Annotated in this window: 19 protein-coding genes; 3 read left to right on the top strand and 16 right to left on the bottom strand. The window is 46.8% G+C overall.

The annotated features are described in order from the left end of the window. Window positions 1–103: 103 nt before the first annotated feature. On the top strand, window positions 104–1,048 hold the full coding sequence (locus WCK19_RS16370; protein WP_342398474.1) for a universal stress protein: 945 nt from the start codon (window positions 104–106) through the stop codon (window positions 1,046–1,048). Window positions 1,049–1,074: 26 nt separating this feature from the next. Here WCK19_RS16370 and WCK19_RS16365 read toward each other — a convergent pair whose 3' ends face one another. The 4 genes from WCK19_RS16365 to WCK19_RS16350 form a co-directional block, all read right to left on the bottom strand. Then, window positions 1,075–3,045 carry a TIM-barrel domain-containing protein gene (locus WCK19_RS16365; RefSeq protein ID WP_342398473.1) on the bottom strand — a complete coding sequence of 657 codons (1,971 nt, stop codon included), beginning with the start codon at window positions 3,043–3,045 and terminating at the stop codon, window positions 1,075–1,077. Between the two features lie 56 nt (window positions 3,046–3,101). Continuing rightward, on the bottom strand, window positions 3,102–4,313 hold the full coding sequence (locus tag WCK19_RS16360; protein ID WP_342398472.1) for a GNAT family N-acetyltransferase: 1,212 nt from the start codon (window positions 4,311–4,313) through the stop codon (window positions 3,102–3,104). A 139-nt stretch (window positions 4,314–4,452) separates the two neighbouring features. Beyond that, window positions 4,453–5,658: an alpha/beta fold hydrolase gene (locus WCK19_RS16355; protein ID WP_342398471.1), complete on the bottom strand. Its 1,206-nt coding sequence runs from the start codon at window positions 5,656–5,658 to the stop codon at window positions 4,453–4,455. A 299-nt stretch (window positions 5,659–5,957) separates the two neighbouring features. Continuing rightward, window positions 5,958–8,246 (bottom strand): hypothetical protein, encoded by a 2,289-nt coding sequence (locus WCK19_RS16350; protein ID WP_342398470.1) that lies wholly within the window; start codon window positions 8,244–8,246, stop codon window positions 5,958–5,960. Between the two features lie 109 nt (window positions 8,247–8,355). On the opposite strand from WCK19_RS16350, the gene rbsK reads away from it, so the two are divergent. Then, a complete protein-coding gene (rbsK, locus tag WCK19_RS16345; RefSeq protein ID WP_342398469.1) occupies window positions 8,356–9,312 on the top strand; it encodes a ribokinase in 957 nt (318 codons plus the stop codon). Window positions 9,313–9,424: 112 nt separating this feature from the next. On the opposite strand, the gene WCK19_RS16340 is transcribed toward rbsK, so the two are convergent. The 12 genes from WCK19_RS16340 to ftsY all read right to left on the bottom strand — a co-directional run bounded on the left by WCK19_RS16340 (window position 9,425) and on the right by ftsY (window position 22,868). Further along, complete coding sequence (locus tag WCK19_RS16340; protein WP_342398468.1) at window positions 9,425–10,690, bottom strand: Glu/Leu/Phe/Val dehydrogenase; 1,266 nt, start codon at window positions 10,688–10,690, stop codon at window positions 9,425–9,427. Between the two features lie 76 nt (window positions 10,691–10,766). Beyond that, window positions 10,767–12,245: an Asp-tRNA(Asn)/Glu-tRNA(Gln) amidotransferase subunit GatB gene (gene gatB, locus WCK19_RS16335; protein WP_342398467.1), complete on the bottom strand. Its 1,479-nt coding sequence runs from the start codon at window positions 12,243–12,245 to the stop codon at window positions 10,767–10,769. A gap of 265 nt (window positions 12,246–12,510) precedes the next feature. Beyond that, the gene (locus tag WCK19_RS16330) at window positions 12,511–13,716 is read right to left on the bottom strand and encodes a C39 family peptidase (protein ID WP_342398466.1); all 1,206 of its coding nucleotides are present in this window, start codon (window positions 13,714–13,716) and stop codon (window positions 12,511–12,513) included. 44 nt (window positions 13,717–13,760) lie between these two features. Further along, on the bottom strand, window positions 13,761–14,879 hold the full coding sequence (locus tag WCK19_RS16325) for an aminopeptidase (RefSeq protein ID WP_342398465.1): 1,119 nt from the start codon (window positions 14,877–14,879) through the stop codon (window positions 13,761–13,763). Continuing rightward, entirely contained in the window at window positions 14,880–15,569 is a 690-nt protein-coding gene (locus WCK19_RS16320; protein WP_342398464.1) for a hypothetical protein, read from the bottom strand. 303 nt (window positions 15,570–15,872) lie between these two features. Continuing rightward, window positions 15,873–16,541 (bottom strand): formyltransferase family protein, encoded by a 669-nt coding sequence (locus tag WCK19_RS16315; protein ID WP_342398463.1) that lies wholly within the window; start codon window positions 16,539–16,541, stop codon window positions 15,873–15,875. A gap of 27 nt (window positions 16,542–16,568) precedes the next feature. Next, window positions 16,569–17,543: a phosphoribosylaminoimidazolesuccinocarboxamide synthase gene (locus WCK19_RS16310; protein WP_342398462.1), complete on the bottom strand. Its 975-nt coding sequence runs from the start codon at window positions 17,541–17,543 to the stop codon at window positions 16,569–16,571. A gap of 10 nt (window positions 17,544–17,553) precedes the next feature. Then, window positions 17,554–18,777, bottom strand: coding sequence for a VWA domain-containing protein (locus WCK19_RS16305; protein WP_342398461.1), 1,224 nt, complete (start codon window positions 18,775–18,777; stop codon window positions 17,554–17,556). Window positions 18,778–18,893: 116 nt separating this feature from the next. Next, on the bottom strand, window positions 18,894–19,160 hold the full coding sequence (locus tag WCK19_RS16300) for a hypothetical protein (protein WP_342398460.1): 267 nt from the start codon (window positions 19,158–19,160) through the stop codon (window positions 18,894–18,896). Between the two features lie 64 nt (window positions 19,161–19,224). Beyond that, window positions 19,225–20,160, bottom strand: coding sequence for a MoxR family ATPase (locus WCK19_RS16295; RefSeq protein WP_342398459.1), 936 nt, complete (start codon window positions 20,158–20,160; stop codon window positions 19,225–19,227). A 74-nt stretch (window positions 20,161–20,234) separates the two neighbouring features. Beyond that, the gene (gene ffh, locus WCK19_RS16290) at window positions 20,235–21,704 is read right to left on the bottom strand and encodes a signal recognition particle protein (protein ID WP_342398458.1); all 1,470 of its coding nucleotides are present in this window, start codon (window positions 21,702–21,704) and stop codon (window positions 20,235–20,237) included. Window positions 21,705–21,749: 45 nt separating this feature from the next. After that, a complete protein-coding gene (gene ftsY / locus WCK19_RS16285; protein WP_342398457.1) occupies window positions 21,750–22,868 on the bottom strand; it encodes a signal recognition particle-docking protein FtsY in 1,119 nt (372 codons plus the stop codon). A gap of 170 nt (window positions 22,869–23,038) precedes the next feature. Here ftsY and WCK19_RS16280 point away from each other — a divergent pair, with 170 nt between their 5' ends. Beyond that, window positions 23,039–23,161, top strand: coding sequence for a hypothetical protein (locus WCK19_RS16280; protein ID WP_342398456.1), 123 nt, complete (start codon window positions 23,039–23,041; stop codon window positions 23,159–23,161). Window positions 23,162–23,390: the final 229 nt, after the last annotated feature.

The following is a 23,390-nucleotide window of genomic DNA, read 5'->3' as shown; positions in this document are numbered from 1 at the left end:
ACCCCGTAATACTATCTGTACAGGCTCTGAAAAAAAAGGTATAATTAAATTGCCTCAAATTACTGATTGGCACCGCTGTGCTGAACAGAACAAGGAGACAGAAATGTTCACTAAAATAATTGTTCCACTGGATGGTTCCGCTCTTTCTGAAAAAGCTTTGCCGCTTGCGGTGTTGCTTGCTGCCGAATTTAAAACCGAACTTCTATTATTAAGAGTAGTAGAAAATGGTGAATATGGGTCTTCCAACGAAGCCCGACATTACCTTGAAAACCTTGAAAAATTCCTTAATGGGCAAGGTTTTTCTGACCATCAACCACCCTATCAGGTGCGCTTGTTGGTTGCCAATGGTAGCCCTGTCGAGCAAATAGTTGAGACCGTTCAGGATTATAAAGCCGACCTGATAGTAATGAGTACGCATGGGCGTTCCGGTTTGGGTCGGTTATTCAGCGGCAACGTTGCTTCCAAAGTATTGCATGAGGTTGTTTGCCCGGTTTTGCTGACACACCCTAAACACGAAGAACCGACCGAGCTTTCCGAAGCTTTCCGGTTGGTTACTTCTGAAATATTAAAAAAACCGGTGCTAGTTCCTCTTGATGGCTCATCTCTGGCAGAGGTGGCGTTGAAACCGGCTCTATTAATGGCAGAAATCTATAATGCGCCACTGCATTTAATCGAGATTTTGCCACCGATTGAAGAATTGGCGGTAGAATCTGCGCCGCTTACAGTTGGCGGCTATTTCCCGCGTGGGCTTACTTCGCAAGAATTAAAAGAAGAAGCGTTGGATTACCTGCTAACGGTTGAGACCGACCGCTTGCCGCCTACACATCATATCGAAACCCATGTAGTACAGGGGCAACCCGCGCCCGAAATTATACGCCATGCTCATACCGTGAGCGCCGGTTTGATAGTTATGGCTTCTCACACGCGCACCGGAATAGGTCGTACTATTCTTGGCAGTGTGACAGAAGAAGTTTTGCGTAAAAGCGAAGTTCCAGTGTTAATTATCAACCGCCATGCTGGGCATTTAGAGGAAATCAAAACGCATTAGTTCCATTGTGCGTTTGCGCCAACCAATTAGAGAACAATATCAGTGGATGCTCTGACGAAAAGCGGAATCCTTTCAAGCGGAGCATCTACCTCAATTGATTGACCGCCACTATAAACCTTGTCGGTTGCAACCTCGCGCCAATCAACTCCGGTAGGCAGGTAAACTTGTCTTTTTCTTATATTTGCCTCCAGTACCGGAGCAATTAGAATATCGGGACCGAACAAGAATTGGTCATCAATGCCATAACATTGAGAATCATCCGGGAAATCGAAAAACATAGGGCGCATGGGAGGAATACCTTGCTCATGCGCCAGTCGCATCTGCCCCATTAGATAGGGCTTTAGGCGTTCGCGCAGATGTAGCAAGCCCGATATTATCTCGTAGGCTTCTTCCCCAAACGACCATACTTCATTAGGCGCACCAATAGCTTGCGTTTCATTATACGGCTCGCGGAAGCCATGTAGCCTAAAAATCGGACAAAATACCCCGTACTGAAACCAACGAACCATTAACTCACGGTATTCGGACGAATCGGGATTTCCGCCTAGAAAACCGCCTATATCGGTAGTCCACCATGGAATGCCGCTCATCCCAATATTTAATCCGGCAGTAACCTGCGCCCGCAATGATTCAAAGGTGGGTGGTATATCACCAGACCATACCACAGTACCCCAGCGTTGGCTTCCCGCCCAAGCAGAGCGAGAAAGCAATAAAATTTCGTCCTCTCCTACCGCTTTCATCCCTTCATAAAAGGTTTGTTGATGCAAATATGGGTACATACAGCCAATTTGCCTACCATCTCCGGCGTAGTAAACCAGATTATCATAATCAAAGTTGGTTATCTCCGGTTCACAGGCATCTAGCCACCAGCTTTTGATACCATTACTGTAATACCCTTCACGCACTTGTTCCCAGAAATATTGGCGTGCCGCTGGGTTGGAAGGGTCATACAAGGGGAAGAAAATGTGATGTGGCGACTCAATATCTCTAAATAAATTTACTCCATTTACACCGCGCTTCGTGCGTACAAAATAGCCGCGCTCCAACATTTCAGGGTAGTTGCGACTGGCAGTATTGAGATGAGGCCAGATGGAAACCATCACTTTTATACCCATCTCTTCCAGTTCGCGCACCATCCCGGCAGGGTCATGCCAATGAATTGGGTCGAATTGCATATCACCCATTCTAGTCCAATGATACGCATCTATTATTATTCCCGCTAAAGGTAAACCGCGCCGTCGGTACTCAGCAGCAATTTCCATAACTTCCGCCTGATTGGTATAGCGCAACTTGCTTTGCCAAAAACCCGCCGCCCATTCAGGTAAGAGCGGGGAATACCCGGTTACAGCGGCATATTGCGCCATAATCTCATGATAGCTGTTGCCTGCGGTAACAAAATAATCTAGCTGATTGGCACTATTTGCCACCCAACGGGTTGTGGTTTTTCCAAACTCCACTCTGCCCAACGTAGGATTGTTCCAAAGAAAGCCATACATACGATTGGAAACATAAAATGGAATGGTTACTTCGGTGTTGCGTTGCATTAAATCAAGCACACAACCCTTTTGATCCAATAACCCGTGTTGGTGTTGCCCAAGCCCGAAGATGCGCTCGCCCTTATAAGCCATGAAACGAGCCTCTATCTGAAAATTATCCTCGTGCAAATCCTTATAACTACGCCCCGATAAAGTATTCAAGGCACCGGATAATTCGGAGAGCAATTCCACCCCGGATTTGCTTTGATAAAAGCTAACTCTACCCTCGCCAGAGAGTTTTGCCGTAATTAATCCGTTTTGAATAATTGCTTCCTTGAGTCCGATAGCAATACTACATTCATTCGGCTGTGGCTCTAACAAAGCGGTCAAGCTATTCGGATTGATACGATGCAAACTGCTTCTAACTCTTAAGCTATTCTTGCCCCATGGCTCTAACCATAATGTTTCATACCCGCTGCGCCAGATTAGCCGCTTTTCCTCGATTGCAAAGACTCCAGCCATACTTTATTCTCTCTTTACCTCTAATCTCAAACAATGGTACTACCCTGAGTAGCATCCTAAAAAAAGTCCGCCATAAATGCTGTCGGTTGTTCGGATGGGCTGAACAGGTTTTGCGCTGCCAGCAAGTCTATTTCGCTGTTTACTTCCAATAAACCAAGTTCTGCCAACTTAACCGGACTGAGATAACCTGCATACAACTGAGCCAGTTGCCGTATATCACAACTCAAGCCGCTTTTGTAATCCTGCGACAAGGTTTCAACTTGAATTTTATGCCCGATTGCCTCGACCCGCAAGGTCAAGTTGTTCCATTCCAAAAGATTGTCATGAAGGGTCAGAGTAAATGCGCCCGGTGTATTGGTTTGCCAGACACGTTCCAGCAATGCGCCCTTTGCGTCAAGGATACGCAGCATATAACCCGGCGTAATAGTTTGCTCTGCTTCACGTGGGTCATCCAGCAAAGCGAAGAAATCATCAGCAGGGTTAGTTTCCCAAATAACAACATCTGCTTGTGAATCGTGATTTGCCAGAAAAGCCAAGACCTCATGACGAGCAGTATAATCTTTCCACATCATCTCCTGAACCTGCATTTCGCGATCCCAATCCTTGATAGTGTGCATGAGATAAATTACATAGGCGCAGGGTTCATCGTCTTGATTGTACCAGACATAGGCGTGCTTGCTCTCTTTCAGGCGTTGGCGCAGAATAGCCCAGCGCCAGCGAAATTCAGGTCGCGTTATCAAACCGAAATTGCCCCGGCAGTGACTCTCATACAGGTCATTAAGTATTTGCCAATCATCGTGGCTTATCTCGCGCCAGCGTCCTTTCGCTTTTGGGCGGAATTTTTGAAGTGCAGACAGCTTTATTTTTATTTTCTTGGAATTTGACGCTAGTTCATACCCAAACTTCTTGTAAAAAGGAAAATAAAAAGGATACAGGGTAGAGATATTATAGCCCGCCTCACGATGCTCTCGCATAACCGCTTCCAAAAGCCTATTAATACAACCCTGACGACGGTATTCAGGTGGAGTAGCCACCGATGAAATACCTGCCATTTTTACTTTGCCTTGTCCCAGCCACAAATCGGGATAAAGAATTCTCAAAGCTGCTTTTATTTCGCCATCTTCTTCCAGAACACGAGTATCATGCAAGGTAGGTTTAACGCTCAATTCAAGCCAACGTTGGGTGCGCTCAGGATCCATCACAAAAGCATTACTGACGTAATTACCGAATATTTCAAGCTCGTTTATTTTCAGCGTTCGTACAGGCAAAGTTAACCCCTTTCATTCTTTATGGTTGGTTAGCTGATTATACTTTAATCCTGTTTTAGCTCCTCGTCAAGTTTGAATAAATTTAAAATAAAAACTCCCTGCTATAGTGCAAACAGGGAGTCAAAATGCTTCGTTACAATTACTTCTGAGAGTAAGCGAGAATTTTCTTTGAAATCGGAGTCCAGGTTGAGCGCAGAATATCTTTGCCCATAAACAGACCGATATGCCCTGCCGGAACAACATATTCATAAATATGCTCCGGGGCAGTACCAACATATTTTCGCATATCTAGCACCTGCACCGGAGGGGTAATATGGTCGCGCTTGCCGCCCATCAAAAAAAGTGGGTTCTTATAATCGGCAAGATTCAGTTTGCGCCCACCAACAACCAGCTTACCCTGAATTAACTCATTATCCCGAAAGAGGTGTTCTACCAACCAGAGGTAAAAGCTGCCGGGAATATTCTGAGCGAAGTCATACCAGTTCTTCATTTGCTTAAAGCGATGAACCGCGCCCGGGTCATGCATATGCTGATACAGGTTTAGAAAGCGTTCAGGAAGTTGCTGTGGACGCATCAGGTTAAAACCCATCACCATAAAATTACCATTCAACAGACCACCGCCCATAGCAACCAAGTTACGATAGAATGCCATACCCTTATCCGGGTAGGTTTTGGCAATATAGTTCACCTGCTGCACAATCGGACCGTCACCCGCTTGAAAGTTAATAGGAGCGCCTGCTATCGAAAGGGTATTTACCATATCGGGATACATTGCCGCAAAAATTGCCGCTAACCAACCCCCTTGACAATCACCCACCAGATTTACCTTACCGCCTAGCATTTGGGCGATATGCTTCAACATACGCATGTAATCTTCAACAGTGGTATTAGCAGTAGCTCTAGTTGCGCTGACCCATTCAATACAATACATTGCGCCCAGACCGGCATGCCGTAAAGTTTGAACTTGGCTTTGGTCATGGCTGTAATCAGCAATATAAGAGTGATGTCCTGCTTGCGGTGGTAATACTAGGGTAGGAACAACCGAGTCGGACGGCACATCGTCCTGAGAGAAATCAAGCAATTTGATTTGCTTCTCAAACTCGCGCGGTAGAGTTACAATCCTATGAGGAGTTTGCCACTCCGGGCGAGGAGGGGTTATTACTTCCTGAAAATAATCCATATTCCGGCGGTACAGCTTCGCAGGTGAGGTAAAGAACTCATTCAAGGCTTGAAAATAAGCCTTAACAGCCTGATTACTAACCGTAACGGTACTCTCAAGAAAAGCAGTGTACTGCTTATTAATATAATTCAAGCTATCCCTATCAGGCATCTGTGAATTCATCATTGAACCTCGTTATGTGATTATACACACTTAAAATAGTGTAACGCAGCAATTAAGCAAAGAGGTAGCTTAACGCCACAGCAGTTTTTAAAAGCAAATCTTACTACTTATGTTATTGTGCAACAAACCTTTAAAATTTACAACAATACTTAATTAAGGCTTGGACAAGAAATGATTACAGATGGCTAACCCGATATGCCTATACTAAAATCTTTAAGAAGTATTATAACCTTTTTAGTCAACAATTACAGCGCTGAGATATAGCTTTTTTTTATTAAAATCATAAATTCTGCTCTATTTAATCAAAACCAACCTCGTTGCTTCAATATTTGCCTGCCCAACTGTCCCAATAAAATATCATAGGGAGTCCCACGATTTTCAGGGTGATATTCAAAGCGGGCGCGTTCAAAGTATTGCACCGTATAGGTTTTACCATCATTAGAGTTAACCTCCGAAAACTCTTCGCTGAGCGGAAAACCAAACTGAGCTAGTCCCCCATTCTTTTCCCAGTAAGAGCGGAAATTGCTGCCTAGCGTATGCCCGGTTTCGGTAAAATATATGCGGCTATTATTGTCGCTACGCGGGGCGCTCTGGAAAGAAGCTTCACCTTCGCGCCCGGCAATAATCGCCCGACCAAGATGCCCCAACAAAACCTCGTACTGAGTCCCATGGTTCTCAGGATGGTATTCAAATCTAGCGCGTTCAAAGTATTGCACTGTATAAGTTTTGCCGTCTTGCGGGTTCAGTTCGGTAAATTCTTCGGTTATGGGATAACCGTACATGGATAAGCCACCATAACGTTCCCAATAAGAGCGGAACGCGCCCCCTAGCGTATGCCCGGTTTCGGCAAATAGAAGTGAACTGCCTCCCTGTGCGCGGGCTGTTTCGGATTGGTCAAACTGAGTAAGAGCATAAGCCGCGCCCGGCTGCACTTTTAAATTCAGAATACTAGAGTCATTTGTGAACTGGATACGTTGACCATTCGGCTGGATTAATCGAAAAGGTAGCTTTGGGTCGCGGTTGGGAAAAAGTGCCTGCAAGTCCAATGTAACTTCTCCAATAGAACCAGCAGTTATGTAAAGCTCAGGTTGAACGCTATTATTCCACCAAACCGCAAAAGGAGAAATTTGTTCTTGTTTGATGCTCACTGCGCCGTACTGCACATTGGTTGCGCTGGTAAAAAGACCCCTAACGGCAGTAAAAACATAAATCACCTCTCTATCGGAGGGCTGAAGCATGTTCATCCCCATAGCACTTTCATATTGCACACTTCCAAAATAGCTTGCCAGTGCGCTCAAAGCATAAAAAGAAAGCTTTGGCTGGTTATTATCATCCAGCAGACCCAAACCTGCTTCAAACTTATTTATACCGGGCGTAAAATTTGATAACATCCACTTGTAGCCACCGCCAAAACCCCTCCAGTTAAGATAAGCCCAAATCGCGGTTTCATAGCTGGCAGTTGTACTTTGCGGCAAGCTAGAACCATCAAAGCGTAAATTACTATAACCGAATTCTTCCAGCACTACCGGGCTGTCCTTGAACTGAGTACGCAAACTTTCAAGAAATGAAAGAGTGGAAATTACGCCTTCGTAGCCCTCAGGTGGGAAATTATGATATGAGATAAAGTTAAGTTGGTTATTGGCAGGCATCCGCGCTAGAAGCGGTTCGTTCCAGCCTAGAGTAACTAATGCAGCAGAATCGGCATTTCGAATCGCGCCTATTCTTATTTGTAGCCAAACATCAAGCGTTCGGTTGACTATGCTGTAAAAGCCTTGCCAATTTCCGGCTTCCGGCGCATCTATAAAATCCATCAGGTTCTTGTTATTGTGCGCCACTTGCCAGCTTATAGCCGCATTCCGAAACTCATCCCAAATCTTCAAGGCATTCCAATAATAATAAGCGGTGCGCTCATCCATATAGCTCGGAATAGAGGCTTTCCCAGAAACAGTATTACGCAACGAACTAACGTAGCCAAGCGAATATCTTTCGCCGTAACCTCGAATTAATTCATCAGATAATAATGGCACGCTCATATTAACAGGGTAGCGTCCGACAGCAATTTCCTTAAAGCTAAGTTCATTGCGGAGGTCATAGCCCAATATAGCGGGGTTTCCGGCGTAGTGAGCAGCAATGCGGCGTTCTAGGTCGGCTTCTGTCAGCAAATCAGGCTGATTATAATCCTGAAAAGTAATCAACAATGCCAAACCATGGCGTTGAGCTAAATTTACCACTGTATCCAGTTTGCCCCAGTCCCCATAATTTAGGGAGTCGCGCAATTGGCTCTGGATAAACACCCGTAAGGTGTTAATGCCACCCTTTGAAGCCATTTCGAAATCCTGCTCAATCAGCTTAGGGTCGAAACGGCTATTGTCCCACATTAACCATGCGCGGTCATTATGCCCTTCATAGTTTGCGCCGATTAGAAAAACCGGATTACCGCTTCCATCTACGAATTGTGCGCCGTTAACCCGGTAAGGAGTATTTGAGCGCATAGGGGAGGAGGCGTTTGCAGTAGGCGCAATCAGGAGCAATAGGAGAGTCACCAATGTTAGCGCAAGAATAAAACGAGAAATGTTTTTGTGCAAGGTCATAGCTTAAATTTAAGGCTAAAATGTTATTTAATAGAATTGTGACTACATACTTCATCCGGTTATATTTTCCCTGTTTAGTTATCTTATTACAAGAGGGCAAGGATTAGAAATGATTGAATCTAACCATATAGAAATAGTTGTGGTGGGTAGTCTTAACATGGATTTGGTAGTGCGCTCCCCGCATTTGCCTGTTCCCGGAGAAACAATACTCGGAAACAGCTTTGCCACTTACGAAGGGGGCAAGGGTTTTAATCAAGCAATTGCTGCCCGTAGAGCGGGTGGACAGGTGGCTTTTGTCGGTAAGGTCGGGCGCGATGATTTTGGAGACAGGCTTGAGGAGGCTTTGAAGCAAGAGGGTATCTTGCGCCAGTTCGTAACGAGAGGCGAAAACAGCACCGGAATCGCCAATGTGTGGGTTGGCGAGGATGGCGCGAACAAAATCATCGTAGTGCCGGGTACAAATAACGAGGTTACGCCCAAAGAGATAGAGGCAGCCTCCGAACTGCTCTCAAGCGCGGGGGTGTTGCTATTGCAACTTGAAATCCCGATAGCGACTTGCACTAAAGCAGCTCAATTGGTTCGGCGCGGTGGAGGCAGAGTGCTTTTAACGGCAGCGCCCGTACCAATTGAGCCACTACCTGTTGAGCTTTTCGAGGCAGTTAGCTTACTTATGGTCAATGAAAACGAAGCGCTTCAGATGGCAGCCCTACTCGGAATGCCCATTTTCAAGGAAGGCGAAGAAATTGAGGCTGGACGCTCCATTCTCACGCAAGTTGGCTCAAGCCTTGAAGCAATCGTGATTACGTTGGGTAGCAAAGGCGCGTTGTGGATTTCCAGTGAACGAGTAGAACATAGCGAGGGCTTCAAGGTAAAAGCAGTTGATACCACCGCTGCCGGAGATACCTTTACCGGCGCGTTAGCAGTAGGGTTACAGCGTGGCTTGCCAGTACCGGAGCTATTGCGCTTTGCCAACGCTGCCGGAGCAATTTCGGTTACACGCAAAGGCGCGTATCCCTCCATTCCCTATGAAGCTGAGATTGACCGATTGCATTGCCTTTTGAATTAAAAATGCCGGGCAACCCAATGAAATAATTGGTGTTACCCGACAATAACGGATTAACTAAAACCTTAAATTCAGGCATGGAATTAACCCATGCCCTTTCCAAATACATGACCGACTAAGGGTAAATTCCCCGCGTTCTGGTAGCTTCAGCCACCCGACCAACTGCCAGAATGTACGCGGCAGTACGCATATCTACCTTATGCAAATCAGCCAACCGTAGCACATCATTGAAAGAGCGTACCATAATCTGTTGCAAGCGATTGTTGGTTTCCGCTTCAGTCCAGAAAAAGCTCTGCAAATCCTGAACCCACTCAAAGTAACTAACCGTTACGCCACCGGCATTCGCTAGAACATCCGGCAATACCATAATGCCTCGTTCAAAAAAGACCTTGTCGGCTTCGGGATTAGTGGGACCATTGGCAGCTTCAGCAATAATTTTCGCCTTTACCCTTTTGGCATTATCGCCGTTTAGCTGATTTTCTAAAGCTGCCGGTATCAGTATGTCACAGGGCAGTTCCAGCAAGGCTTCATTCGATACTACTTCTGCACCGGGAAAACCCACCACCGTACCATGTTCGCCCTTAAAGGACATCACCGCGCGTACATCCAACCCTTTTGGATTGTAAATACCGCCTTGTGAGTCACTCACTCCCGCTATAGTTGCGCCATCTTCAGAAAGCAGACGCGCTACAATTGACCCAGCATTACCAAAGCCCTGCACTACAACGGAGGCTTTAGCCAAATCCATACCCTTCAATTTGGCGGCTTCACGGATAACATACTGGCAGCCGCGTGCCGTTGCCTCGTTGCGCCCTTCTGCACCGCCGATATTCAGGGGCTTGCCGGTAACTACGGCGGTTACGCTATAGCCTTTATGCATGGAATAAGTATCCATAATCCATGCCATCGTCTGTGAGTTAGTATTGACATCCGGGGCTGGAATGTCGGTGTCAGGTCCAATCAACAGGGATATTTCGGTGGTATAGCGGCGGGTGAGGTGTTCTAGTTCCCGCTTGCTTAGTTTCTTGGGATCCACTATAACGCCGCCCTTAGCCCCACCAAAAGGAATATTGACAATCGCACACTTCCACGTCATCCACATAGACAGGGCGCGTACTTCATCAATTGAAACTTGTGGGTGATAGCGAATACCGCCTTTTGCAGGACCACGAGCGAGGTTATGTTGGATTCGGAAACCTGTGAAAACTTCGATGCTCCCGTCATCCATTTGTACAGGAAAATTAACCGTCAGTTCGCGGACGGGGTGCATCAAAACCTTGCGAATACCGAGTTCCAAGCCGAGATAGTCAGCCGCAATTTCTAATTGCTTTTTGGCTATCTCATAGGGGTTTTGTACTTTCGCCGAATATTCAGTAGTCATAGATTTCACCTCTCCATTGAGTGTGAACTAGTAAGAACGCTACGTTGCGCCCCAGTGGTACAGCGTTATTATGTCCCTACGCTAATCTGTCTTCTAATAGCCGCCGCACCACATCTTTATTAGCTGTGCCGCGAGTGGCTTTCATGACTTGCCCGATAAGGAAATTCAGAGTATTGGGGTTGCCAGCTTTATAATCGGCTACGGCTTTAGGGTTATTCTGGATAACCTCTCCCACGACTGCCGTAATTGTTCCCTCATCTGATATTTGTGCAAGGTTTTTCTCTTTGACGATTGCCTCTGCTTCTTTTCCGGTGGCAAACATCTCTTCAAAAACTACCTTGGCAGAATTATTGTTTATAGTACCTTGCTCTACCAAACCGATTAAATCAGCTAATTGAAACGGCTTAACTTTTGTTTCAGTCAGTTCGGTTCCGGTTTCTTTCAAACGAGCGAATAGCTCATTGAGAATCCAGTTGCTGGTGAGCTTGGCTCTGGAAGCTGTTTTGGACGCACCCAACGCCTCTTCAAACCAATCTGCCAACTTGCGGTCGCTGGTGAGTAAAGTGGCATCATACGGACTCAGGCTATAATCGCGTATAAACCTTTCGCCCCGCACATCCGGCATTTCAGGCATGCTGGCGCGTATATTTTCAATATACGAGTGTGCCAGTTGCAAAGGCGGTAAATCCGGTTCAGGGAAATAGCGGTAATCATTGCTGTTTTCCTTGCTGCGTTGGAAAACAGTCTCGGCGGTTTCTTCGTCCCAACCTCGCGTGTGTTGCGTAATTATACGACCTGACTTTAACTCATGCGCCTGTCGCTTAAGCTCAAATTTGATAGCTTCATACACGTTGTTGATGCTATTCATATTCTTTATTTCGACTTTAGTACCCCAATGCTTTGAACCTTTGGGCATAATCGAAATATTGGCATCACAACGCATTGCCCCTTCTTCCATATTGCCAGTGCCAATACCAAGCCATCGCACAATCTGGCGCAATTTAGTTAGGTACTCACGCGCTTCCTCGGCGCTGCGAATATCAGGTTCGCTTACACATTCCATCAGAGGCACACCACAACGGTTGTAATCCACCAGCGAGTAGTTTTCGCCTTCAGTGGTATCCATATGCACCAACTTACCGGTGTCTTCTTCTTGATGTACGCGGGTAATTCCTATTCGCTTTGTCTCACCGTTTACCACAATATCAACCCAACCGTTGATACAGACAGGCAAATCAAATTGGCTGATTTGATAGCCCTTTACCAAATCAGGGTAAAAATAATTCTTGCGGTCAAACTTGCTGTATTCTGGAATATTGCAGTTCAACGCCAAGCCAAATCTTACGATATATTCTATGGCTTTAGAATTTATTACCGGCAATACACCCGGCATTCCAAGACAAATAGGGCAAGTATGGCTGTTGGGAGCAGCGTTGGCATAATCGGCGCTGCATGAACAAAACATCTTGCTGGCTGTACTTAGCTGAATATGGGTTTCTAAGCCTATAATTACGTCAAATTCGATTTCAAGCGCGTTTTTATCAACAGTAAGCATTTATCCAGCCTTCTTTTTCTAGTTTATATACCATCTATAATTATAGCACCGGCTAAAAGCCTGTACAATCCGCAATTTGCACAATGTTAGAGTCAGATTGATTAGGAGAAATGTTTTAGCCTATCCCCACCCTGTATTCATAGACAATGTGACTGCCAAGCCAGCCCACCGCCATAAGCAAAATTATACCAACGCAAACTAATCAATTTCCCCGATTTCCTCAGCTTTCGAGTCGGATTCCAGCGACACAAAACGCCTGGAACCGCTAACCTCCCAATTTATCCAGTAAATCGCGGCTTGGCTGATAATATCCATCTAACAATGAGAGCTTAAGTTCTTTCTTAGCTTCATCTTTCCGGTTCAAGGCTACCAAAGCAACCGCTCGCTCATAACGCGCCTCAGAATAGACCGGAGCTTGCTTCAATATTTCATCGGTCATTTTCAAAGCCTGCTGGTATTTCCCCAACTTATTCAGGCTTTCCAGAGGCCACATCTGATACCACAGGAAACGCCCATAAGGACCAAGCGCCACTATCCTATCCCAAATTTGCAACGCCCCTTCGTAATTCCCGCAGGTAGCTCTCAAGTAGCCCGCGTTGCGAAGCCCATCCAAATCGCGCGGGTTCTTATCAAGAAACCTCTCGGCAGCAGCTAGAGCGTTGGTCAGGTTCGTTTTACTGTCGAAATCTACCCCTAGAATAGCCTTCACAAGCGGTTCACTTTTGGCAGTGTACACTGGCAAGAAACGGTGGTCAAAGGCTTTCCATAGAGTCTCTTCTAGCGAATTTTCAACCGACACCGAGGGCTTTTCAAACATCGAGTCATTTACAATAAATGTACCCTTTGTGGTATCAAAACCGCGTATCACCCGGTAATGTGCTATATCATCATCAGGTTTTAGCCATGATTGCGTGATAACCGGAATCCCGTTTGATAACAGTTTTCGTAAAGTATCAAGACTCCCATTCTCCACAATCAGAGTCTTCACCCCGTTAGTAGTCAGGAAATCCACCAGTTCGGCAGGTCGCACCTTTTTATCAGCCTCTGCCGGCTTGAGCGCAGCAGCACACTCATCCTGAGTTTTCTTTATACCGTAATAGCTCAAAACCATCATCGCCGAAACCGGTCCGCAATTATTCCACTTCTGAGATTCCCAACTCATCGGCTCAAGCAGCGCCTTTTGGGCTATCGGCTTGACCGGAGCCGCAGAGGTTGGACTTGGCGCGATAGTAGGAGTAGCAGTTGGAGGAACTTGCGTTGCGGTAGGCGAAGGCGATGGGGTAATAGTAGGCAGCACAATCGCGGTAGCCGTTGCGGTAGAAGAAACAATTGTAGCGGTAGGAGCAGAAGTTGGCGAGGCAGCAACCGTAAGAGTAGCCGTAGAAGATTCATCGCCACAAGCCGCTAACAACCCTGCTAACATAACCAGTAGCCCGAAAAATAATAAACCTCTATAATTTTTATGAACCAATATCACTTCCCCTGATAGTTTCTTTGAGCAATAGTAGGCAAAGATTATACCAGCAGTTTGCCATCATGCAACAAGGGAAGCCCATCTACCAATACTGTAACCTTTGGCAATACCAAATCCCAATGTATCGGGCTGTTATTGGCACCTCCCAACGGGCGATTTTCACCCAGAGCAAGATGGATTGTCCCATAAATTTTTTCGTCTAAAAGGGTAAAACCTAGCGCCCGCTCGATTGCAGGATTTAGACCGATTCCAAACTCGCCCAGCCGCGCCCCATCCTTACCGCCTCCAGCAACAACCTCGCGAAAAAGTTCCAGCCCTTCTACGGCAGAAATCGCGCTTGCCAAACCATTTTCAAATTCAAGCGTCAGTTCGCGCACTGCTCTACCCTGCCAGAAAGCCACCTCTACCATCACTCTACCCTGCGCCGAATATTCCAGAGGAGCAAAACACACTTCACCTGAAGGCATATTCAAATATAAAGCTCCAGCCTGAATATCCTGCTCTGAAATAATACCGTCATCACATTCGAACGGGCGTTCTCCGATTTTGAGCATCAAATCAGTGCCGTTATCGGCTACAACCCTGATTTCCTGCGCCCCACTTAGACGCGCTTTCACCTTCTCCGCCTGTAAGCCGATTGCTACATAATCGGCTTGCATAGCCCCCCAAAAAATATTATGTAAAGTTCTCCACTGGCAGCCGAGAGCCTCAGCTTGGGCGGGGGTAGGTACTTCTGTGCCTAACCAGCGCCGCTTGCCGTCAAATATAATATCGCTAGGGGCTACTTCGCTTCGGCATTGCGCTTCGATTCGTTCAAGCAATATACGCGGTGGGTGAAAAGCAAGAGGATTTGCACGCTCAAAAAAGGTCGTAATAATCAGATTAGAAGCTTTTAAAGCGGCTAAAAGCGGTGGGCTTGGAGTAGCAAGTTGTTCCAGTGTAACATCAGGGTCAGAAAGCGCGGCGAGTAACGCCGAATCGCTGCCTACTACCACAAACGGCATTGCCCCAACTCTCCGGCATTCCAATTCCAAAGCCTCACAAAAATCTAGGCTATCGGCGCGTCCCAGAATTGTAACTGCCTCTCCGGGTTGTACTCTAGCAGAAATTCGGATTAATTGAAAGGCAATTGCCTTATAGTCCGGTTGGATTAAATCCACCTAATTTGAAACCTCTCCCAGTAATTCAAAATCAAGATAACCTATAGTTTTGCCGATTTTAACCAAAAACTCGCGAAATTCATGTTTAAGGCGCAGCATTTCTAGGTACTCTTCGAGGGTAAATACATCTACACGAGGGTCAAGTTTACAAACCAGCATCAGGTTAAAACCCTTTACAGCCGATAGTTCCCACTCTTTGCGCCCCTCATCCGAGTTCCAGACCCTGTGCCAAACCGGATGGTATCCTCGAATTAGGTGAACTGTTACCTGCTGAATCCAATGGCGATTTTCACCGGGAATTGGGCAATGTAAAACATCAAGTAATCGTCTAGTACCTTTACCCAGTGAGGCAATAAATCCGGCATCGCGGGGGGTAATGCCTTCAATGATTTGAAGTAAATCATTGTAATGTTTATACGGTTGGTCTAATGCAATAGGAGAATGGATTAAATAAACATAGCGACGGCACAAACGCTTGACGTGATGTTCAGGATTTACACGCAAATACTCAGACCATTGCTTAGTATCCCGGTAAGGAATACGCACAAAAGCTGAAGTATCATTATCCGGACCATCAAGATACATACTAAAGTCGAGGAAATCTATCAGTTCAACTGATTTTTCAATTGAAGGGTAAAAATCGTCATCTAGCCCAGTTATACATATATGATAATCACCGACTCTTGGCATTTAAACCCGTCACTTGCTCTACAATGAATCTAACAAATAATGAATATTAATAATATCAAGTAGTATGCCTTATAGCTATGGCTAAACTCACATCATTATTGAATTTACTGGATAATTAAATACTTAAAACTGGATTATTCCCGGTAATCGGCTAAGCCAACAAGGGCAACTTACTAATTAAAACGTTGGAGTGAGAACGAAGATGCAGTCATAATTAAAAGGTATCTGGATTCAGAAACTATCTGGAGAGATTATGCAAGAAATATAGTATAACTTTTACAATAAAATTTGAAGAATCTGGTTTTAATCCAATGCGCTGGATTGGTTTTTAGCACCCAGAATCCGCGCACAAGCGATATTAATAGCCTGTGGTAAAATTGCATCTTCGGCAAGGTGTACGCGATCTGACAGAGTTTCAAGAGCATCATTGCCGCGAATCGCTACTTCACGCCTCAAAATGACAGGTCCACAGTCCATTTCTTCGGTGACATAATGGACGGTGCAGCCGGTTGTTTCTACCCCTGCTGCCAATGCCAACTCCAGCGCGTGATTGCCCCGAAATACCGGAATCGAAACTCCGCTATGAGTGCGAATAGATGCCTCAAGTGTATCAGACAAAAGGGCAGGATGCACATTAATAATTCTATTCGGAAACTCGCTCAGAAATTCTCTGGTAAGCATTAAGCCCCACCCGGCAATAGCTACCAGTTCTACGCCACAACCTTTAAGCAATTCGGCAATATAAAGGTCATAATCAGCCCTTTGCTTGCCCGCATCTCTGAATTCGGGCCACCTCACAGTATAAGTCGGAATATTTTGCGTTCTAGCCCACAGCGCCCCCGGCGAGTTTTTCTTGAAAGTGATAACTGCCGCCAATTCTGCCAGCGAATCCGCTTCTTGCGTGCCTTCCCAGATGGCGTTCAAGCGTCCGCCATTTCCGATGAGCGCGGCTATTTTTACGCGCTTAGTCACAGGCAACCCCCTGTCGTTTTATAAATCTCACCTAAACGCCAGCCTTTCTAGATTAGCCTTGATACGTTCGGCTACAGGCTGTGTCAGGTCGCTTTCAAATTCGCGTCCGGTAATCCGCTCGTAGCAACCGATATAACGCTGGCTCAAACGAGCGATAATATCATCGTCCAGTGCGGGAGGCACACCATCACCCCCAAAACCTTTACTACGCATCCACAGTCGTAAAAGCTCTTTATCAAAGTTTTCCGGCTCTTGTCCTTGCCCAAAACGCGACTCGTAAGTGTCCGCAATCCAGAAGCGCGAGCTATCGGGGGTATGCACCTCATCGGTAATGGCTACCTGACCATCAATCAAGCCAAATTCATACTTGGTATCTACCAGAATCAAGCCACCTTTGCCACAAAGTTCTTGCCCACGAGCGAATAATGCCAGCGCTTTTTCTTCAATTTGGCTGTATATTTCTTTTGCCACCAATCCAGATTCGATAATTTCAGTGCGGGAAAGCGGTTTATCATGTCCGCCCAATTCCGCATGGGTAGTGGGGGTTATTATTGGAGTGGCTAAGGGTTGGTTTTTGTGCATGCCCTCCTTGAAATTGTAGCCGTACATTTGGCGCAAACCTTTCTGGTACATCGTCCAGATACTGGTATCGGTTACACCCGTCATATAACCGCGCACCACAATTTCCACAGGGAACATTTGCGCTTCTCGCGCCAACATCACATTCGGGTCGGGTACGGACAGCATGTGATTTGGCAAAATATCGCTACTTTCCTCAAACCAGAATTGGCTTAACTGATTTAATACCTGACCCTTGAAAGGGATTTGCCCCAGAATCCGGTCAAAAGCCGATTGGCGATCAGTTGTCACCAGCAAACGGCGGCTGTCCGGCAAGCTGTAGAAATCGCGCACTTTTCCTTGATGGCGTTGCCCAAAACCGCTAAGGTTGATTTCACTCAGGGCGCGTGTGCGTTGCTCCAAAATTATCTCGGTTGAATACATTTTAGAATCCCTAACGTTTTGCCGGTAAAGGCTTGGCGAAATGTTGTTTGCGTTCAGGACGTTGCGCGGTAGAAAGGCTCTCCAGCAACATACCCAGTTCACGCATGCTTTTGAAATTATGGGCAGGTAGGAAATCATCCACATAGTCTAAAGCTGCTTGGATGCCCACCGTTAGCGGTTGGTAATCCGGCAAACCCAATAGGGGATTTAGCCAAATTAAGCGATAGCTCAAGCGTTGCAAGCGTGCCATTTCCCGGCGCAAGATGTCCACACCGCCTCTGTCCCATCCATCACTGATAATTATCACGATTGCGCCGTGTCCTAATACCCGCCTCGCCCAATGCACATTAAACGTTTCCAGCGACTCACCGATTTTAGTGCCACCCGCCCAATCCTTGACCACTTTTGAAACGTTCAGCAAAGCTTCATCCACATTTTTGTTGCGTAATTCGTGGGTAATGCGGGTCAAGCGTGTGCCAAAAACGAAGGTTTCCACATAGCGCAAGCCATTTTCCAGCGAGTGCATGAACTGGAGCAACAAACGCGAATACAAATCCATTGAGCCGCTAACGTCACAGATTAAAACCAGTTGGCGCGGTTTTTGCTTGCGTTCTTTGCGTGCCAGTTCAAGTGGCACCCCCCCAAAGCGCAAAGCTTTGCGAACGGTGCGCCGCCCGTCAAAGCGATTTCCATTGCGTGAGGGAGCATAGCGGCGGCACACCCGCAAACTGAGATTCCAGCGCAATTCGCTCAAAAGTCGTTTGGCTTCCTGCAACTCTTCTTGCGAAAAATCCTGAAAATCTTTCGACTGAAGAATTTCACTGGCGCTGTAAGTTTGCTCTCTATCCAGCAGTTGCTCATCTTCAGGCGCGTTTTCGTCCGCTTCATCTTCGCTGACTTTGCGACTCATTTTACCCTGATCGATTTCCTGCCCTTCTTTATTTTTATTGGCATCTTCCCGTTCAGGGTTTGGATTCTTTGGAAGTTGCTTTGGCTCTTTTTTATCGCCCCAATATTCGGGCGGCAAATCGTTCAGGGGGTTTTCAAGCTCTTCTTTGGTGGGCCACTTGCGCCAAAACATCTGAAAAACGTAATCATAAATCGGCTGCTCATCGTTATGGCGTAGCATAATCGCTTTGCCCGCCTCGTAAAAATCCTGTTTATTCTTCAGGTTGATAAACTGAAGGCTACGCAGCAAATCAATGGTACGAGTGGGGTTTACATCCAGACCCATTTCGCGCAAAATTCTACAGAAAAGTAGCAAATTATGAAAAAGGTGTCCATGACCCCTATTGACATACTGCGCTCTAAATTGTCTTACTTCATCGTTCAGCATCTATAACCTTGAGCTTAAGCCCCTTGTTTTTGCTTACTATCGTGGTAAACTTTCAACGCTAGCCACGCTTCTAACGGTGTCATGCTCGATCTGTAAATACCCTGTTCGGTCAGGAAATGCTCCAGCAAGCGTGGAATCAACAAAGGGATATTGCCTTCATCTATTCCTTTTAAGCCTTGCATAAGCGATGATGGAATAGCGCCACTCTCGGTAATCGCTTCAACTTTATGCGTTACATCTCTGAGATGATGTTCTCTCTCGGCTTTTCTCTTGGCTCGCATGCTATGTTATCCCCGTTCATAATATTGACGGTTCGCACTAACCGAACGATAAGCTCGTCCGCGTTTACTTGCGAGTCTGTTTTGCCCGTTGCACCAGAGCGCGTACTTTCTCGCCCTTGAGCTTGTCCACATCTTCTTGGTATTTCAGGATAACGCCAAGGGTTTCCTCAACCACCTTCTCCTCAAGGTCACGCTGATCCAAAGCGGTGAGCGCGGTTGCCCAATCCAACGTTTCCGCCACTCCCGGTAGTTTGTACAATTCGATTTTTCGCAACTCTTGAACAAATGAAACTACCTGTTCCGCCAGCGTTTCGGGGGCATTCGGCACTTTCGCCAGCAAAATTCGGTATTCTTTTTCGAGAGAGGGGTAATCAATCCAATGATACAAGCAACGGCGTTTCAAAGCATCATGAATTTCACGAGTGCGGTTGCTAGTAATAATCACCACGGGAGGGCGTTCCGCTTTAATAGTGCCTATTTCCGGTACTGTTACCTGAAAATCGGAGAGAATTTCCAGCAAAAATGCTTCAAATTCTTCATCAGCGCGGTCTAGCTCATCTATCAATAAGACGGTGGGCTTACCATCTACACTCTCCAAGGCTTGTAACAAGGGGCGTTTTATCAAAAACTCCTCGCTGAAAAGCTCTTTAGCGCCTTCCTTGCGTAAGGTTTCGTCTGCTTCCAGTTCCAGCATGCGGATATGCAGCATTTGCCGAGAATAGTTCCACTCATACACCGCGCTATTCACATCCAAACCTTCATAGCATTGGAGACGTATCAAACGCGCTCCCATCGCTTCGGTAAGGACTTTAGCAACCTCAGTTTTACCAACTCCCGCTTCGCCTTCCAGCAATAGCGGTTTCCCTAATTTCAAAGCAAGAAATAACGCAGTAGCAAGGCTTCGCTCAATCACATAACGACGGTTACTCAATTCAGCCACTACCTGATCTACAGAAACCCACTCAGTCACCGGAGTCATATTACTATCAGTCGCGGTCAACGTCTATTACCTCTCTCGCTGTAGAGACAAGGGGTTTAAGCCCCTTGCCTGAAATACAAGCACTTTGCAAAAGTTTATTTCTTCTTTTTAGTAGGGCGTGGACCACCGGGTTTTCCACTCTTGTAAGCAGCCAACGGGTCAACCTGCTTGGGTTGATTGCTCTTGCGCGAGTTTACGCCACCAAAACCGCCGCCAGCGCCACCTCCGCCGCCCATAAGCGCACCCATGTTTGGCATTTCGCCTTTACCCATGCTTCGCATCATCTGGCGCATAGTTCGGAACTGTTGCAACAAGTTGTTGACATCCGATACCTGCACACCGCTACCTTTGGCAATACGCTTTCGGCGGCTAGAATCAATTAAATCAGGGTTATGCCGCTCATTTTTAGTCATGGACATAACGATGGCTTCAGTGCGGCTTAGTTCGCGTTCAGCTTCGGGTGTTTCCAACGCATTCCGCAATTCTTTCATCTGCTTGCCAACACCGGGTAACAAGCCTAGCAAGCCGCTCAAAGAACCCATTTTACGAATTTTACGCAGTTGGTCAACAAAATCTTCGAGGTCAAAGCTGCCCTTCTTCATCTTCTCCTGAAGTTTTTGGGCTTCTGCTTCGTCAAATTGCTGCTGCGCCTTCTCAATCAGGGTCAGAATGTCGCCCATGCCGAGAATACGGCTGGCAATACGGTCTGGATAGAAAGGCTCGATGGCATCGGTTTTTTCGCCCGTACCCATAAACTTGATAGGTACGCCCGTAACCGCTCTTACCGAAAGAGCCGCGCCGCCGCGTGCATCACCGTCCATTTTGGTAAGGATAACACCGGTCAAGCCTACGCGGCGATTAAATTCCTCCGCCACATTAACCGATTCTTGCCCGGTCATAGCATCCACTACCAGTAGGATTTCGTGCGGTTTGGTATTGCCCTTTACTTCTTCCAATTCGGTCATCAGGGCATCATCAATCTGCAAACGTCCGGCGGTATCAAGAATAATCACATCATTACCACCCTTGCGGGCAGCATCAAGCGCACGCTTGGCGATTTCAGGCGGGCGCGGTTCAGTACCTTCGCTATAAACGGGTATATTTAGTTGCTTACCAAGCGTTTGAAGCTGGTCAACAGCGGCGGGGCGTTGGGTATCGCAAGCTACCATCAAGGGGCGTTTGCCACCCTTTCGCAACATACGCGCCAGCTTTGCCACATGGGTAGTTTTACCACTACCCTGTAAGCCTACCATCATAATAATAGTAGGAGCTTGTGGTGAAGTTATAAGCTTTTCGTTCTCACCGCCTAAAACCTCAATCAGTTTGTCATTTACAATTTTGACGACTTGCTGACCCGGATTTAAGCCTTTAAGAACCTTCTCGCCTACCGCCTCTTCTTCGATAGCAGCAATAAAGGAGCGGGTGACCCGCAAGTTTACGTCCGCTTCGATGAGAGCGCGTTCTACCTCATTCATCGCCTTTTTGATGTCTTCAGGCGAAATAGAACCGCGTCCGGTCAGCCCTCTAAATACGCCCTCTAATTTATCGCTCAGTGTATCGAACATTTTTCACTCCGTCATGCAGATTTTAGTTTCCGCAGCAAGACTAGCTTATTTTTCAAAAAGCGCGTTCACATAAGCGAGCGCTTCAAACTCGGCGAAATCGCCCACTTTTTCCCCTGTACCGATATATTTAATCGGAATCTTCATATCATTGGCAATGGCGAAGGCTACCCCACCCTTTGCCGTTCCATCCAGTTTAGTCAGAATTACGCCATCAATTCCAACCGCATTGGAAAAATGCTTTGCTTGGCTCAAGCCATTTTGCCCGGTCACCGCATCTAGCACCAGCACGATTTCGTGGGGCGCACCCGGTTGCGCTTTCTCGATAACGCGCTCTACCCGCTTCATTTCTTCCATCAGGTTAAAATTGGTTTGCAAACGCCCGGCGGTATCAATAATTACAATATCTGTGCCATTATCGTTGGCATATTTTACCGTATCGAAGGCTACCGAAGCAGGGTCAGAACCTTCCGCCCGCGCAATAACCGGCACACCTACCCGTCCACCCCAGATTTTTAGCTGGTCAATCGCCCCTGCCCGGAAGGTATCGGCTGCGCCTAACACCACCGAACCGCCCCCGTTGCGGTAGTATTGCGCCAGTTTAGCAATCGAGGTAGTCTTGCCGCTTCCGTTTACGCCCACCACCATAATGACGTAAGGGCGTTTCTCACCTTGCGCCCCAACCCCTGCGCTTGGTATAACAGCGGCAGCAGGAGGCGCATCCGGTGATTGAAAAGTACCCTTTTTCACCTGCACCTTATCTTTGCGGCGGCGCTCCATCTCGGCGTTGCGGCGTTCTATCTCGCGGCGTTGCTTCTCTTTCTCCGCATTTGCCAATACACTGGCTTGCGCCTTGTTTTGCGCCTCTTCCAGCGTCCTCACCATCTCACCCCGAAAAATCCGCTCTACATCTTTACTGCGAGTGGTATCCTCATCGAGGGTGCGCTTTTGCGACTGCTGGATAAGCTTCTCGGTCAGATTATAGCCTAGGTCGGCTTTAATCAAGGTTTCCTTGAGGTCTTCCCAGAACTGGTCGGTTATATCGTCAAGCTCGAAAAGACGCGAGAGAAACCCTCCCCCGCTCGTTCTGGTTTTTTCGAGCGCTTCGCGGGTGCGTTCCTGAATCTCGGCTTCTTCTTGTTTCTTACGTCGGAAAAAATTGAACACAGCAATATTCCTTCAGTCATTAAATAAGCTTAACCACAGTATTTTAACATAAAGGCAGCTTTTAGGCATTTAATATAGGTGCGCGTGCTATCAGGGCGGTTGCAAGGGCGGAAAGGGGGTGTAACCCTACGGGTCACAGGCAGTCTGACGGGGTCGCAAGGGGTGTACCCTTGAACTCAATCCTCTTTCCCTCCTCTCCAGCGGGTGCAGCAGATTATTACCCTAAAAACGTTTCTTGGAACAGCCCTGACCAACCCGACCTGAGATTGTCGCCCTTTGACGAGGTGTGCTAACATGAGATTGCCGTAGTAACGGGTGAAATTGAACTGAGAGGTACAAGGAATATGGCGCTACGCAAACAAGATATTAGCCCTGCAAAGCTGGAATACTACTATGATACGCACCCCACACAAAAGGACTTAATGGGCGAAAGCACTTTCCAATCGGAGCTAATCCACTACCTAATTGAGGTTTTGTGGTGGTTCTATCGTGCCGAGAAATGGTTTATTGTAACCAATCTGA

It is taken from the genome of Candidatus Chlorohelix sp., assembly GCF_037138995.1.
GTDB lineage: Bacteria > Chloroflexota > Chloroflexia > Chloroheliales > Chloroheliaceae > Chlorohelix.
The sequence above is the reverse complement of the archived record's forward strand: the minus strand, read 5'-3'. Positions and strand labels throughout refer to the sequence as shown.